This window comes from Erwinia wuhanensis, assembly GCF_030484085.1.
GTDB lineage: Bacteria > Pseudomonadota > Gammaproteobacteria > Enterobacterales > Enterobacteriaceae > Erwinia > Erwinia aeris.
Genome location: NZ_JAUJUH010000009.1, coordinates 78,245 through 92,006, shown reverse-complemented (window position 1 = coordinate 92,006; position 13,762 = coordinate 78,245). Strand labels below are relative to the sequence as shown.

10 protein-coding genes are annotated in these 13,762 nt (G+C 58.5%); 2 read left to right on the top strand and 8 right to left on the bottom strand.

Going from position 1 to position 13,762, the window contains the following annotated elements; all coding sequences use genetic code 11:
• Positions 1-76 precede the first annotated feature (76 nt).
• The 4 genes from feoB to greB form a co-directional block, all read right to left on the bottom strand.
• Complete coding sequence (feoB, locus tag QZH36_RS19330) at positions 77-2,380, bottom strand: Fe(2+) transporter permease subunit FeoB (RefSeq protein WP_301730905.1); 2,304 nt, start codon at positions 2,378-2,380, stop codon at positions 77-79.
• Positions 2,381-2,393: 13 nt separating this feature from the next.
• Positions 2,394-2,618 carry a FeoA domain-containing protein gene (locus QZH36_RS19325; RefSeq protein ID WP_125289886.1) on the bottom strand — a complete coding sequence of 75 codons (225 nt, stop codon included), beginning with the start codon at positions 2,616-2,618 and terminating at the stop codon, positions 2,394-2,396.
• Positions 2,619-2,842: 224 nt separating this feature from the next.
• Positions 2,843-5,158 carry a Tex family protein gene (locus QZH36_RS19320; RefSeq protein ID WP_301251846.1) on the bottom strand — a complete coding sequence of 772 codons (2,316 nt, stop codon included), beginning with the start codon at positions 5,156-5,158 and terminating at the stop codon, positions 2,843-2,845.
• A gap of 98 nt (positions 5,159-5,256) precedes the next feature.
• Positions 5,257-5,736, bottom strand: a complete 480-nt coding sequence (gene greB, locus QZH36_RS19315; protein ID WP_253457608.1) for a transcription elongation factor GreB — start codon at positions 5,734-5,736, stop codon at positions 5,257-5,259.
• A 290-nt stretch (positions 5,737-6,026) separates the two neighbouring features.
• On the opposite strand from greB, the gene ompR reads away from it, so the two are divergent.
• A complete protein-coding gene (ompR, locus tag QZH36_RS19310; RefSeq protein WP_001157751.1) occupies positions 6,027-6,746 on the top strand; it encodes an osmolarity response regulator transcription factor OmpR in 720 nt (239 codons plus the stop codon).
• Positions 6,743-8,092, top strand: coding sequence for a two-component system sensor histidine kinase EnvZ (envZ, locus tag QZH36_RS19305; protein WP_253457611.1), 1,350 nt, complete (start codon positions 6,743-6,745; stop codon positions 8,090-8,092). Before ompR ends, envZ begins: the two co-directional genes overlap by 4 nt.
• Positions 8,093-8,150: 58 nt before the next feature.
• Here the strand turns inward: envZ and pckA are convergent, their stop codons facing one another.
• From pckA to QZH36_RS19285, 4 genes are all read right to left on the bottom strand, one after another.
• The gene (pckA, locus tag QZH36_RS19300; protein ID WP_253457614.1) at positions 8,151-9,764 is read right to left on the bottom strand and encodes a phosphoenolpyruvate carboxykinase (ATP); all 1,614 of its coding nucleotides are present in this window, start codon (positions 9,762-9,764) and stop codon (positions 8,151-8,153) included.
• A 286-nt stretch (positions 9,765-10,050) separates the two neighbouring features.
• Positions 10,051-10,929 carry an Hsp33 family molecular chaperone HslO gene (gene hslO, locus QZH36_RS19295; RefSeq protein WP_253457617.1) on the bottom strand — a complete coding sequence of 293 codons (879 nt, stop codon included), beginning with the start codon at positions 10,927-10,929 and terminating at the stop codon, positions 10,051-10,053.
• Between the two features lie 23 nt (positions 10,930-10,952).
• Entirely contained in the window at positions 10,953-11,354 is a 402-nt protein-coding gene (hslR, locus tag QZH36_RS19290) for a ribosome-associated heat shock protein Hsp15 (protein WP_301251843.1), read from the bottom strand.
• 140 nt (positions 11,355-11,494) lie between these two features.
• Entirely contained in the window at positions 11,495-13,633 is a 2,139-nt protein-coding gene (locus QZH36_RS19285; RefSeq protein WP_301251841.1) for an intracellular growth attenuator family protein, read from the bottom strand.
• Between the last annotated feature and the right edge of the window lie 129 nt (positions 13,634-13,762).

The following is a 13,762-nucleotide window of genomic DNA, read 5'->3' as shown; positions in this document are numbered from 1 at the left end:
GCATTGGTTTACAGCCACGTAATGTTCACTGTAGACCCTGGAAGCGAAATCGCAACTTCCTGCGGCGGCTGACGCTTTAGTGGCAGCTGCCTTTTTTACTGCATCCCATGCAGCCATTGGCATCAAGGGTTCTGACCGACAGCCGGGCTGGCGGCAGCCTGATGTTTTTCATCACCGCCAGCAGCAGCAGATTAAACAGGGCGACCGCGACCAGGACTATCGCGCTTGACTGCGGATGGCTGGTGAAGGTGGCAAGCTGATAAAACGTTGCCGCCAGGCTGTAGGCCAGGCTCAGCCCCCAAAAGTTTGAGAACAGCATCCAGCCGGTGCTGCTTTCGCGCGCTACCGCGCCCATCACCGACACGCAAGGCACGTAAAGCAGCACGAAAATCAGATAGCTATAGGCGGCGGTATCGCTGGCAAATTTGCTGTGCATCATGCCCATCGCGCCGCTTGCCATATCGCCGTCGCCTTTACTGGCATCAAGCGGATGCAGCAGCACGCTCAGGCTGAATGTTTCCTTCACGCTTTGCCAGGTTTCCGTTACCGCCCCTTTCAGCTCCGCCAGCAGGCTATAGCTCTGTGGATCGAAGGTTTCTTCGTGCAGCGCCTCGGCGGTATAAAGCGTATTCAGCGTGCCGATAACCACTTCTTTCGCCATCGCGCCGGTGAGCAGCCCGACCGTAGCCTGCCAGTTATCGCTGCTGACGCCAATCGGAGCGAGCAGCGGGGTCAGCTGACGGCTTACCGTCGCCAGCGCCGAATCGTTGATGCTGGAAACGGGCTGGCCGCTGAACGAAAAGCTGTTCAGACCGCCGATAATCACGCTCACGATCACGATGACCTTGCCGGCGCGCAGCACAAAGCTTTTCAGCCGCTGCCAGGTTTGCAGGCACAGGCTTTTCAGATGCGGCACGTGCCAGGCAGGCATTTCCATCATAAAAGGCGTCGCCTCGCCGCGCAGCAGCGTGTGCTTCAGCACCAGGCCAGTGACGATCGCGGCCAGGATCCCCAGCAGATAGAGGCTGAATACCACCAGCGCACCGTGCTGGCCGAAGAAAGCCGAGGCGAAAATGGCAAAGATAGCCAGCCGCGCGCCGCATGACATAAAGGGCGCCATCAGCAGCGTAATCAACCGTTCGCGCGGCGCGTCAAGCGTGCGGGTGCCCATCACCGCAGGCACGTTGCAGCCGAAGCCGACGATCAGCGGCACAAAGGATTTGCCGGGCAGCCCCAGCGCCTGCATCAGCCGATCCACGACAAAAGCCGCGCGGGCCATATAGCCGGAATCCTCCATAAAAGAGAGAAACAGATACATCAGGCCAATCTGCGGGATCAGCGGCATCACCGTATTGATGCCGCCGCCGATGCCCTGCGCCAGGAACAGCGTCAGCATGCCAGGGAAGTGCAGCGTTGCGCCCAGCCACTGCATGCCGTCGACAAAGATGGCCGCGCTACCCTGTTCAAACAGCGGTTGCAGCGCGCCGCCCAGGTTGATGGCGAGAAAGAACATCAGATAAATCACCGCCAGGAAAATGGGGATACCCAGCCAACGATGCAGCACCAGTGCGTCAAGCAGCCCGAAGAGACGAGGCGGAATGGCCGTCTGTTTTCCCCTGGCGCGCTGGCACAGCTTTTCAATCGCGGCATAGCGAGCCTGGCTGATGGCAAGCGGCGCTGCTTCCGGGCCGATTTGCGCCGCCAGCGCTGCGGCGCGCTCACCGGCCTGAATACGGCACCAGACGTCGCCTTCCAGCATCTGCAGGGCCAGCCAGCGCCGACGCGAAAGCGGCAGCTGAACCGGCATGGCGGCCTGGAGCGTGGCAACGTGGCGCTCCGTTTCTTCGGGATAATCAACGGTCAATACCCTGGCCCGACCGTCAAAGTCGTCAATCGCCGCCTTCAGCCGATCGATGCCCGTGCCGCGTGTGGACACCAGCGGCAGTACAGGGCAGCCCAGCGCTTTTTCCAGCTGCGCCACATCAATATGGATATGCTGACTTTCCGCAATATCCAGCATGTTCAGCGCGACGATGCAGGGCACGCCCAGCTCGCGCAGCTGTAGCGTCAGGTACAGATTGCGGGCCAGGTTGCTGGCGTCAACCACGTTGATCAGCAGATCCGCCTCGCCGCTCAGAATATAGCTACAGGCGATCTGCTCATCCAGCGAGCCTTGCTCCGACATGGTGGTCAGTGAATAGGTGCCAGGCAGATCCACCAGCTGCACCTTGTGCTGCGCGGTGGTAAAGAAACCTTCCTTGCGTTCCACGGTGACGCCAGCCCAGTTGCCGACGCGCTGGCGGGCGCCGGTCAGCTGGTTAAACAGGGTCGTTTTCCCGGCGTTGGGGTTGCCGATAAGGCCGATCGTCGTGGTTTTCATAGTTCGCTCGCTTTCAGTTCAGGCAGTCAAGCTGGATAAGGGAAAGATCTTTGCGGCGCAGCGCCAGGCTGGCATAGCCGTTTTCGATTTTGACAGGGCCGCCGAACGGCGCCACGGCCTTAACCTGAAAGCGAGAGCCGGGACAAAGCCCCTGCAATAGCAGTTTTTGCCGGAAGCCCGGACTGATAGCCGGAGAGAAACCTTTGATTGTGTAATAGCGATTGGCAAGAAATTTCATAGCACCACCCTGGCAAGTTACGCTGCCGTGATAATTGACGGGGGTGATTATATTGAGAATGATTATTACTTCAGTTGATGTAGGACAAATTTACGCCGAAGGAAGTTATCTGAAAAGTAAACGGGAAACCAAAAAGCGAATGGCGCGCAAAAAAATCGCCGGTTAAGCGTGCGGATCGGGCGAGCCGCACGCTTTTTGCAGAACGGGCGCGTTAGCGCCCGCGATCAGGACTTCTTGCCGAAGGCGGCGGCCAGCGCATCACCCATCGCGCTGTTGCCCGCAGGCTGTGCGGCAGGACGCGGACGCGCTTTATTCTGCGCAGGGCGACCGGCGTCGCGACCGGCGCTGCGGCGAGCGTTGGTTTCGCCCGGCTGCTCGTCAAGACGCATGGTTAAGGCGATACGCTTGCGCTGGAGATCGACCTCCATCACTTTGACTTTGACGATATCGCCCGCTTTCACCACCTTATGCGGATCGTCGACGAACTTGTCGGCCAGCGAAGAGATATGCACCAGGCCATCCTGATGCACGCCGATATCGACAAAAGCGCCGAAGTTGGTGACGTTGGTGACGGCACCCTCCAGCACCATGCCCGGCAGCAGGTCATTCAGGGTTTCCACGCCTTCCGCAAACTGGGCGGTTTTGAACTCGGGACGCGGATCGCGGCCCGGTTTCTCCAGCTCTTTGAGGATGTCACTGACCGTCGGCACGCCAAACTTCTCGTCGGTGAAATCCACGGCGCGCAGATCGCGCAGCGCGGTTGAGTTGCCCATCAAATCGCTCAGCGCCTGCTCGGTGGCGGCCAGGATGCGCTCGACGACCGGATAGGTTTCCGGGTGAACGGTTGAGGCATCCAGCGGGTTATCGCCCTGGCTGATACGCAGGAAGCCCGCGCACTGTTCAAAGGCTTTCGGCCCCAGGCGGGCGACCTTCAGCAGCTGCTGGCGATTGCGGAAGCGGCCGTTCTCGTCGCGCCAGTTAACGATATTCTGCGCAATCATCTTGCTCAGGCCGGCGACGCGGGTCAGCAGCGGCACGGAAGCGGTGTTCAGATCCACGCCCACGCCGTTAACGCAGTCTTCCACCACCGCATCCAGCTTTTTCGCCAGCTGGCTTTGGCTGACGTCGTGCTGATACTGACCGACGCCGATCGATTTCGGATCGATTTTCACCAGCTCGGACAGCGGATCCTGCAGGCGACGGGCAATGGAAACGGCGCCGCGCAGCGAAACGTCCAGATCCGGAAACTCCAGCGCGGCCAGCTCGGAAGCAGAATAGACGGAGGCGCCCGCTTCGCTGACGATGACCTTCTGGCCTTTAACCTGGGGGAACTGCTTTTGCACATCCAGATAAAAACGTTCGGTTTCGCGCGAGGCGGTGCCGTTGCCGATCGCCACCAGCTCAACCTGATGCTTTGTGCAAAGCGCGGCGACCGCAGCGGCGGCTTTGGCGGCCTGGCCGGTATGCGGATAAACCGTATCCGTAGCGACCAGCTTGCCGGTGGCGTCCACCACAGCGACCTTCACGCCGGTGCGCAGGCCCGGATCCAGGCCCATCGTGGCGCGCATACCCGCAGGCGCGGCCATCAGCAGATCGTGCAGATTACGGGCGAACACGTTAATCGCCTCGTCTTCCGCGCGTTCGCGTACCGTGCCCATCAGCTCGGTTTCAAGATGCAGCATCACTTTAATGCGCCATGTCCAGCTCACCACCGCTTTGCGCCAGCTGTCCGCCGGGGCGTTGTTCAGGCGCAGGTTGAGATGATTGGCGATGATCTGTTCGCCCTGGCTTTCGCGCGGCGGCTCGTCAAACTGCGGATCGGCGTTCAGTGCAAGCTGGAGTACGCCCTCGTTGCGGCCACGGAACATGGCCAGCGCGCGATGCGAAGGCACGGTAGACAGCGGTTCGTGATGATCGAAATAGTCGCGGAACTTGGCGCCTTCTTCCTGCTTGCCTTCCACCACTCGCGATACCAGATGGGCGTTTTTCCACAGATAGTCACGCACTTTCGCCAGCAGCGTGGCGTCTTCCGCAAAGCGCTCCATCAGGATATAGCGCGCGCCGTCCAGCGCGGCTTTGGTGTCGGCCACGCCTTTTTCGGCATCGACAAAGCCTGCGGCAAACTGCTCCGGCTCGTGGGAGGGATCCTGCCACAGGGCGTCGGCCAGCGGCGCCAGGCCCGCTTCGATAGCAATCTGTCCACGCGTGCGGCGTTTCGGCTTGTAGGGCAGGTAAAGGTCTTCCAGCTCGGTTTTGCTCAGCGTGCTGCCGATAGCCTCGGCCAGCTCGTCGGTCAGCTTGCCCTGGTCGCCAATGGATTTCAGGATCGACTGACGGCGCTCTTCCAGCTCGCGCAGGTAGCCCAGGCGCGCTTCCAGCTGGCGCAGCTGGGTATCGTCCAGGCCGCCGGTCGCTTCCTTACGGTAGCGTGCGATAAACGGCACGGTGTTTCCTTCATCCAGCAGACGGACAGCGGCATCAACCTGTTCTGCCCGTGCCTGCAGCTCACTTGCAATTATGCGGCTCAGCGAATCTTTCATTGTCGGTTACTTTATGGCTTGAGAAACTGCGGCAAGTCTACGGATTGCCGACGGCAATTGCCAGCGTATGGCCTTAAGGAGGCCGCAGATCCGCAGGATTAGGATTGTTTAACGTAGGTGATGTCGTTGACGTACCAGCCCGCCTCGCCAACGGGCGTCTGCACCACGGCCAGATCGCCTACCTCTTTTTTCAGCAGCGCGCGCGCCATAGGCGAGTCGATAGAAATGTAGTCTTTGCGGCCGAAGATCTCGTCGTAGCCGACGATGCGAAAGCGCTTGAGTTCCCCGTCGTCGTTTTCCACTTCGACCCAGGCACCAAAGAACACTTTGCCTTCCTGCTGCGGCGAATAGTCCACGATGCGCAGCTGCTCCAGACACTTGGTCAGGTAGCGCACGCGGCGGTCAATTTCACGCAGGCGTTTCTTGTTGTACTGGTAGTCGGCGTTTTCGCTGCGGTCGCCCAGGCTGGCGGCCCAGGTCACTTTTTTTGTCACTTCCGGACGCTCTTCGCGCCAGAGATAGTCCAACTCGGCTTTCAGCTTGTCGTAACCTTCGCGGGTGATCAGTTTGGTTTTCATTGTCGTCCTTCTCTTTCTCGGGAGTGCGCGCATTATTTTGTTGCGGCCCGGCCGGCGATGCAAATACCTTCACGTTTTTTCTGGCCCGCCGTTACTGATTGTTTGTCCTGATCTTTCAGTGCAAAAAGAGGGCGGCTGAAGGGGTAGTTTCGCGGATAAATTAAAGATAAGCTGCTGTTTAATATGCTTTGTAACAATTTCGGCTAGAATATAAACCATTATTGACTGTTACATTCAGGCATCTTTTTTAAGAATACCGGCGCAGGCAATAGCGCCTTTGGAGTATCGAAATGCAAGAAAACTACAAAATCCTGGTCGTGGATGACGATATGCGTTTGCGCGCGCTGTTAGAACGTTATCTGACCGAGCAGGGTTTCCAGGTGCGCAGCGTCGCGAACGCTGAACAAATGGATCGTCTGCTGACCCGCGAATCCTTCCACCTGATGGTGCTGGACCTGATGCTGCCGGGCGAAGACGGTCTTTCTATCTGCCGCCGTCTGCGTAGCCAGAGCAACCCGATGCCGATCATTATGGTCACGGCGAAAGGGGAAGAAGTGGATCGTATCGTAGGGCTGGAAATCGGTGCCGACGACTATATTCCCAAACCGTTTAACCCACGCGAACTGCTGGCCCGTATCCGCGCCGTGCTGCGTCGTCAGGCCAACGAGCTGCCGGGCGCGCCTTCGCAGGAAGAAGCGGTTATCGCTTTCGGCAAGTTTAAGCTGAACCTGGGCACGCGCGAAATGTTCCGCGAAGACGAGCCGATGCCGCTGACCAGCGGAGAATTCGCCGTGCTGAAGGCGCTGGTGAGCCACCCGCGCGAGCCACTTTCCCGCGACAAGCTGATGAATCTGGCGCGCGGCCGCGAATACAGCGCGATGGAGCGTTCTATCGACGTGCAGATTTCCCGTCTGCGCCGCATGGTGGAAGAAGATCCGGCCCATCCGCGCTATATCCAGACCGTGTGGGGTTTAGGCTACGTCTTTGTACCGGACGGCAGTAAAGCATGAGGCGACTCCGCTTCTCTCCCCGCAGTTCCTTTGCCCGCACGCTGCTGCTGATCGTCACCCTGCTGTTTGTCAGCCTGGTGACGACCTATCTGGTGGTGCTGAATTTCGCCATTCTGCCCAGCCTGCAGCAGTTTAATAAGGTGCTGGCGTATGAGGTGCGAATGCTGATGACCGACAGGCTGCAGCTGGAGGACGGCACGCAGCTTGAAGTGCCGCCAGCGTTTCGCCGGGAAATCTATCGCGAGCTGGGTATTTCGCTGTATACCAATGCGGCGGCGGAAGAGAGCGGATTACGCTGGGCGCAACACTACGAGTTTCTCAGCCAGCAGATGGCGCAGCAGCTCGGCGGCCCAACCGACGTACGCGTCGAAGTAAACAAAAATTCGCCGGTTGTCTGGCTGAAAACCTGGCTTTCGCCCGATATCTGGGTGCGGGTGCCGCTGACCGAAATTCATCAGGGCGACTTCTCGCCGCTGTTCCGCTACACGCTGGCGATTATGCTGCTGGCGATAGGCGGCGCATGGCTGTTTATCCGCATCCAGAACCGACCGCTGGTGGAGCTGGAGCACGCCGCGCTTCAGGTGGGCAAGGGCATTATTCCGCCGCCGCTGCGGGAATACGGCGCGTCTGAAGTGCGATCGGTGACGCGGGCGTTTAATCAGATGGCGGCAGGCGTGAAGCAGCTGGCCGACGACCGCACGCTGTTGATGGCAGGCGTCAGCCACGATTTGCGCACGCCTTTGACGCGTATTCGCCTGGCCACTGAAATGATGTCGCAGGAAGACGGCTACCTGGCGGAATCGATCAACAAAGATATTGAAGAATGCAACGCCATTATCGAGCAGTTTATCGACTACCTGCGTACCGGGCAGGAGATGCAGACCGAGCGTGCGGATCTCAATAGCGTGGTGGGCGAGGTCGTGGCGGCGGAAAGCGGCTACGAGCGGGAAATCGAGAACGCGGTAATGCCGACGGAACTGATGCTGGATATCAATCCGTTGTCGATCAAGCGCGCGGTCGCCAATCTGGTGGTTAATGCCGCTCGCTATGGCAACGGCTGGATCAAGGTCAGCAGCGGCAGCGAGCTACAGCGCGCCTGGTTCCAGGTAGAGGATGACGGGCCGGGGATTAAGCCCGAGCAGCTTAAGCACCTGCTTCAGCCTTTTGTGCGCGGCGACAGCGCCCGCAGCACCAGCGGTACAGGGCTGGGGCTGGCGATCGTGCAGCGCATTATCGATGCGCATCAGGGATCGCTGGAAATTGGCGAAAGCGAGCGGGGCGGATTATGTATCCGCGCCTGGCTGCCTTTGCCGCCCAGCACCGCGCCTGCGGTCGTGACGGGATAAGCCGCAACAATGAAAAAGGCCGGATGTCAGACATCCGGCCTTTTTTATCACGCCTGGCCTACAGCTGCGGGCCGGCGGATACCAGCGCCGCACCGGCGGCCGTATCGGTATACTTATCAAAATTAGTAATAAACAGCTGCGCCAGGTCGCGCGCTTTCTCTTCCCACCGTGCGGCATCGGCGTAAGTATTGCGCGGGTCGAGGATCGCACTGTCCACGCCTGGCAGCGCCAGCGGCACCGTCAGGTTAAAGATCGGCAGCGTGATGGTTTCCGCCCCGGCAATCTCATCGCTGAGGATAGCGTTGATAATGGCGCGTGTGTCCTTCAGCGAAATACGTTTGCCGCTGCCGTTCCAGCCGGTATTGACCAGATAAGCTTCCGCGCCCGCCGCCGCCATGCGTTTTACCAGCACCTCGGCGTATTGCGTCGGATGCAGCGTCAGGAACGCCGCGCCAAAGCAGGCGGAAAAGGTCGGCGTCGGTTCGGTGACGCCACGCTCCGTACCGGCCAGCTTGGCGGTAAAGCCCGACAGAAAGTGATACTGCGTCTGATCCGGCGTCAGGCGCGACACCGGCGGCAGCACGCCGAAAGCGTCCGCCGTCAGAAAGATCACCTTACGGGCGTGTCCCGCTTTCGACACGGGCTTCACGATGTTGTCGATGTGGTAAATCGGGTAGGAGACGCGGGTATTCTCGGTCTTGCTGCCGTCGTCATAGTCCACCGAACCGTCGGCGCGTACCACCACGTTTTCCAGCAGCGCATCGCGACGAATAGCGTGATAGATTTCCGGCTCCGCCTGTTCAGACAGCTTGATGGTTTTGGCGTAGCAGCCGCCTTCAAAGTTAAAGACGCCGTCATCGTCCCAGCCGTGCTCATCGTCGCCGATCAGCTGGCGGTTTGGATCGGTCGACAGCGTGGTCTTGCCGGTGCCGGAGAGGCCGAAAAACACCGCCACATCGCCTTTTTCGCCAACGTTGGCCGAACAATGCATCGACGCGATACCCTTCAGCGGCAGCAGATAGTTCATAATGGCGAACAGCCCTTTCTTCATCTCGCCGCCGTACCAGGTGCCGCCAATCAGCTGGATGCGCTCGGTCAGGTTAAACGCGACAAAGTTTTCGGAATGCAGCCCCTGCTGTTGCCAGTCGGGGTTAGTGCATTTCGCGCCGTTCATCACCACAAAGTCAGGTTCAAAGCTGGCCAGCGCCGCCTCATCCGGCCGGATAAACATGTTCTTAACGAAATGCGCCTGCCAGGCCACTTCGGTAATAAAACGCACGCTGAGACGCGTATCCGGGTTAGCGCCGCACCAGGCATCCACAACAAAAAGACGTTTGCCGGAGAGCTGTTTGGTGACTTTGGCTTTCAGATCCTGCCAGATTTCCTGCGAAAGCGGCTGGTTGTCATTTTTGCCTTTGCCCTGATCGTTCCACCACAGCGTGTCGCGAGTTGTCTCGTCACGCACGATATATTTATCTTTGGGGGAACGGCCGGTAAAGATGCCGGTATCGACGGCAATCGCGCCGGATTGCGTTTCGATACCGCGTTCATATCCGCTCAGTTCGGGACGCGTTTCTTCCCTGTACAGCGTGTCGAAATCCGGGTTGTAAAGGATCTCAACCACGTCCGTGATGCCATAATCGACGAGATCCTGCTGGGTCAGGTCACGCATGTTACTGCTCCTTTGTCGGGTCGGTTGTAATTACAGATGAAGGGAAATCACGTGCCGTTAACCGTAGTGGTTATCAAATTCTTAATAAAGTGTAAATTGCGATCGCGCGCAGTTTACACGGCTAAAGGCAGAGGAAAAGCAACAGGAGGCAGAAATGAGAGGCGACACATGAAACGCTTATTATCGCCTCAGCGTATGCATTTGCGTAAGGGTTTTGCGGAATGACTACGGTAAAAAGGCATAGGGTGGTCAGAGAGATGCGCCGCCTGGCGACGGCGCAGTATTATCAGTGCACGCGCTCGTCGCCGGCGGCAGAGTCGTTGCGGATCGCTGCGATATCTACAGCATCGTAAATATAGTGGCTGCCGCAGTAGTCGCAATGCATATCGATCTTGCCGTCTTCGGCCAGGATCTCATTCACTTCTTCTTCCGGCAGGCTGCGCAGAACTTCACCGCAGCGTTCATGCGAACAGGTGCAGCGGAAGATCACGTCCTGCGGATCGTAGAGCGTGACTTCTTCCTGATGATACAGTCGCCACAGCACTTCGTTGGCCGGCAGGCCCAGCAGCTCTTCCGTTTTAATGGTGTCGGTCAGCGTCGCCAGATGCTCGAAGTCCTCTGTTTTGGCGTCCTGCGCGGGCAGAACCTGCAGCAGAATACCACCTGCGCCAGCCTGGCCTTCCGCTTCGCCGGTACGGATAAACAGGCGGGTCGGCAGCTGCTCCGAACGCATAAAGTAGTCTTCCAGACACTCGGCCAGGGTTTCGCCTTCCAGCCCAACCACGCCCTGATAGCGTTCGCCTTTGGCCGGCGTGATGGTGATCACCAGGTAGCCGTTGCCGACCATCTCTTTCAGGCTGCTGTCCGGCGCGATCTCGCTGTTAACACGGGCCACGCCGCGCATTTCCTGACGATTGTTACCGTTGATCACGGCCAGGTTCAGCGGGCCGTCGCCCTGAAGCTGCACGGTGATGTCGCCGTCGAACTTCAGCGTGGCGGTCAGCAGGCTGGTGGCGACCAGCAGCTCGCCCAGCACTTTCTGTACCGGCAGCGGGTAATCGTGACCGTTGATAATCTGCTGCCAGGTGTCGGAAACCGTCACCAGTTCGCCGCGTACGGCGTAATTTTCAAACAGATAACGGTGCATTTGGTCTTGATGAGCCATAATTCTCTCTCGTTGTGGCAAGCTTATTCGTCGCCAGAATTTTTAAATTTCATCAGGTCCCGGCGCTCTTTTTTGTCAGGGCGACGGTCAGGATGCGGCATAGTCAACGCGTTCATTTTTCGCGCCAGCGCTATCTTTTCCCGCTTCTCAATACTTTCAGCCGTTTCGGCATACATCTGCTGGGCTTCTGCGGCCGGACGACGCTGGTCACCCGTTGCCAGAACGATGATCGTACGTTCATCATTGCCCTGGCGTAAGGTTAGCTGGGCGTTCAGCTCCACCAGCTTGCTCGGCTTGCTGCGCTGGCCGTTGTAGTGCACTTTGCCGCCTTCAATCATCTCACGTGCGACCGCGCGGGTTTTATAGAAGCGAGCGGCCCACAGCCATTTATCGAGCCGAACCGCTTCTGCGGATTTCTCTTTCATCGCTGCTCCTGTTTGGGAATATCCCTATGTATGGGTTGCCTGTCGGAAATCAAGGTGCCTCTCCGGCTTAAGCCGGAGAGCGTCATGCGGGATGGCGCAGAGAGGACGATAACCTTAAAAATAGCATAAAACCGACGGGCTCAGAACAGCGGTCGGATAGTCTGCGGCGTGCTTAGCGCGGGGTTAAAACACTTATCGTAATAGTCCTGAATCGCCGTGGTGCGCACGCGATTGAGATGAATACGTCTGAGGGCCAGCAGACCGTTAAAGATAAAGCTTAAGGCAACGATCAGTAGCAGCAGGGTGGTGCCGAGATAGTGGCCCAGTCGGGTGGCATCCGGCTCGCTGTGCAGCGCGATATGCCGCGTGCCGTTGGCGTCGGTGGTAATGCTGGTCACGATGCCGCTGGCGGAAAACGGCGTGTGCAGCAGCATGCCCGCCAGGCGCTGTAATTCCGGCCACTGGTCGGGCGCGTTGAAGTCGAACAGGGAGATGCCGGGCGCCTGCTGATTGACCAGCTGGCGGCCTTCATCGCTGAGGATCAGAAAACCGCCGGGCGGCGGGCTGTTAAGCGCTTCCGCCGCGCGTCTTGTTTCCCGATAGAAAAACGAAGAGGTGGCGGTGTTAACCAGGTTTTCCAGCGCTTCGGCGCTGACCGGTCGCAGCAGCACATTGGTGCCGGCCAGCGCGCCAGAGTCCGCCCGACGCACCAGCGTTTCCCAGTCTTTAGCGTTGCCAAGGTTGACCAGCGCGTTTTTCAGCCTGACGCAGTCCTGCTCCTGGCTGCACAGATCCTGCGTTTTCAGCACGATATCGGAAAAGTCATCCAGCAGGATCATGCCTGATTTTTGGATAGCCGTGGCGAGCTGCGGATTAAGCTTGGGATCGGTGCTGTTCTGTGGATGCAGCTGCAGGCTGGTGGTGTTCAGCAGGGCGGTAGCCTTATCGATAATATCCGACTGCGGCTGGGGCAGGGGAGCGGCGTTATTCCAGTAGACGGCCGAACAGTCGAAAGGCATAAACGCGTAGCTGCGGTTGCCCTGATAGGTCGCCGGGACTGAACACATGCCTTCACCGCTGACTTTAAGGGAGTCGCCGATGCGCAAGGCAACGTTTTCCAGATCGCCCACGCTGTGCACCTGGACGCTTTCGGTGCCTTTCAGCCAGGCGATGCTTAGCTTGAGCGGCATACTTAGCGGCACCAGAAAAACCAGCAGCACCAGCACCAGCAGCGAACCCGTAGCCAGCACCAGGTTTTTGCGCCAGCGATGAATAGGGAAATTGCGGACTTCATCCTGTAGTGACAGAAAGCGGCCCTGACGCACGACCTGACGGTTAAGATAGATATCCACTTCGGTAGGCTGGCCTAAATCGTGCGCCACGTAAGGCTGCCAGTGGGGAGGATAGATCAGATCGATAATGCCGAGTGAAATATTGCTGACCTGGCCCTGGTTGGATTCGCCGAACAGACCCCAGCGTTTGGGCGCGCCGCGCAGGCAGTGGATTTCCCGCAGGTCTTTCTCGCCTGGCCGCCGCCAGAGCGACCAGGCGCTGATAAGGATAATGACCAGCGCGGTGACCACCAGCCACGGCATCATTACCGCCGGGCTAATCAGGCTAAAAAAGAGCAGCAGCAGCCCCAGGCTGATAGCTACCGCCTCGCGCGTGCCGTCGGGACGGCTGAGCATATACTCTTCAGGCGTCTCTTTACGCACGCTAAGCAGCTCAATGTTTTCGCTTTCTTCTTTTCTGATCGAGGCGTTTTGCGCCGCAGGCCGCGTTACCGTCCCCAGCGCAGGCGGCTCGTAAACGTAGTTGACCAGCGAATGCCCGTTGAGCGAAACCACCAGCGGAATAGTTTGCGTTTTGATCAGCTCGACGTAATTTTCTTCGGCGATGTACTGTTCCCACAGCGGCGGCAGATGCACTTCAACCGCATCCAGATAGTAACGCCATTTGTGCGGATCGTCGGTGGAAAGGCCGTAGCGGGTAATAGAGCGGGTAACCGGATAGACGTTGCTGCTTTGCGAGGTTAGCGCCAGATTATCGTTTGCATGTGTATTGCCGCCGGGAAGCGGAATGCTGCGGTGCTTCGCTAAAGAGCCGATGTAGCGTTCAACGGCTTTACGCTCGTCGTCGCTCAGCTTGCGAAAAGGCGGACTAATGAATGGCAGCGGTTTCGCCAACGGCGGGCGATGCCGCATAGCGTACCAGAAAAAACAACCCGCTCCGAGTGAACAGGCCAGCATTACAGCCAATATAATGACTATTGTGCTCATGCTTTTCTCCCTGCCATCCTGCTCCTGCCATTGTGCTGGAAATTACCGGCCTGAATCATAGTTATATCGATATTGTGACGGCTTCAGGCAGCGCTGGCAATCCGCGAAGTTTAATAAAATAACGCGCAA

Coding starts and splice junctions, on each gene's coding strand:
- feoB (WP_301730905.1), bottom strand. CDS start 2,380: ATGAAAACCACGACGATCGGCCTTATCGGCAACCCCAACGCCGGGAAA.
- QZH36_RS19325 (WP_125289886.1), bottom strand. CDS start 2,618: ATGAAATTTCTTGCCAATCGCTATTACACAATCAAAGGTTTCTCTCCG.
- QZH36_RS19320 (WP_301251846.1), bottom strand. CDS start 5,158: ATGAAAGATTCGCTGAGCCGCATAATTGCAAGTGAGCTGCAGGCACGG.
- greB (WP_253457608.1), bottom strand. CDS start 5,736: ATGAAAACCAAACTGATCACCCGCGAAGGTTACGACAAGCTGAAAGCC.
- ompR (WP_001157751.1), top strand. CDS start 6,027: ATGCAAGAAAACTACAAAATCCTGGTCGTGGATGACGATATGCGTTTG.
- envZ (WP_253457611.1), top strand. CDS start 6,743: ATGAGGCGACTCCGCTTCTCTCCCCGCAGTTCCTTTGCCCGCACGCTG.
- pckA (WP_253457614.1), bottom strand. CDS start 9,764: ATGCGTGACCTGACCCAGCAGGATCTCGTCGATTATGGCATCACGGAC.
- hslO (WP_253457617.1), bottom strand. CDS start 10,929: ATGGCTCATCAAGACCAAATGCACCGTTATCTGTTTGAAAATTACGCC.
- hslR (WP_301251843.1), bottom strand. CDS start 11,354: ATGAAAGAGAAATCCGCAGAAGCGGTTCGGCTCGATAAATGGCTGTGG.
- QZH36_RS19285 (WP_301251841.1), bottom strand. CDS start 13,633: ATGAGCACAATAGTCATTATATTGGCTGTAATGCTGGCCTGTTCACTC.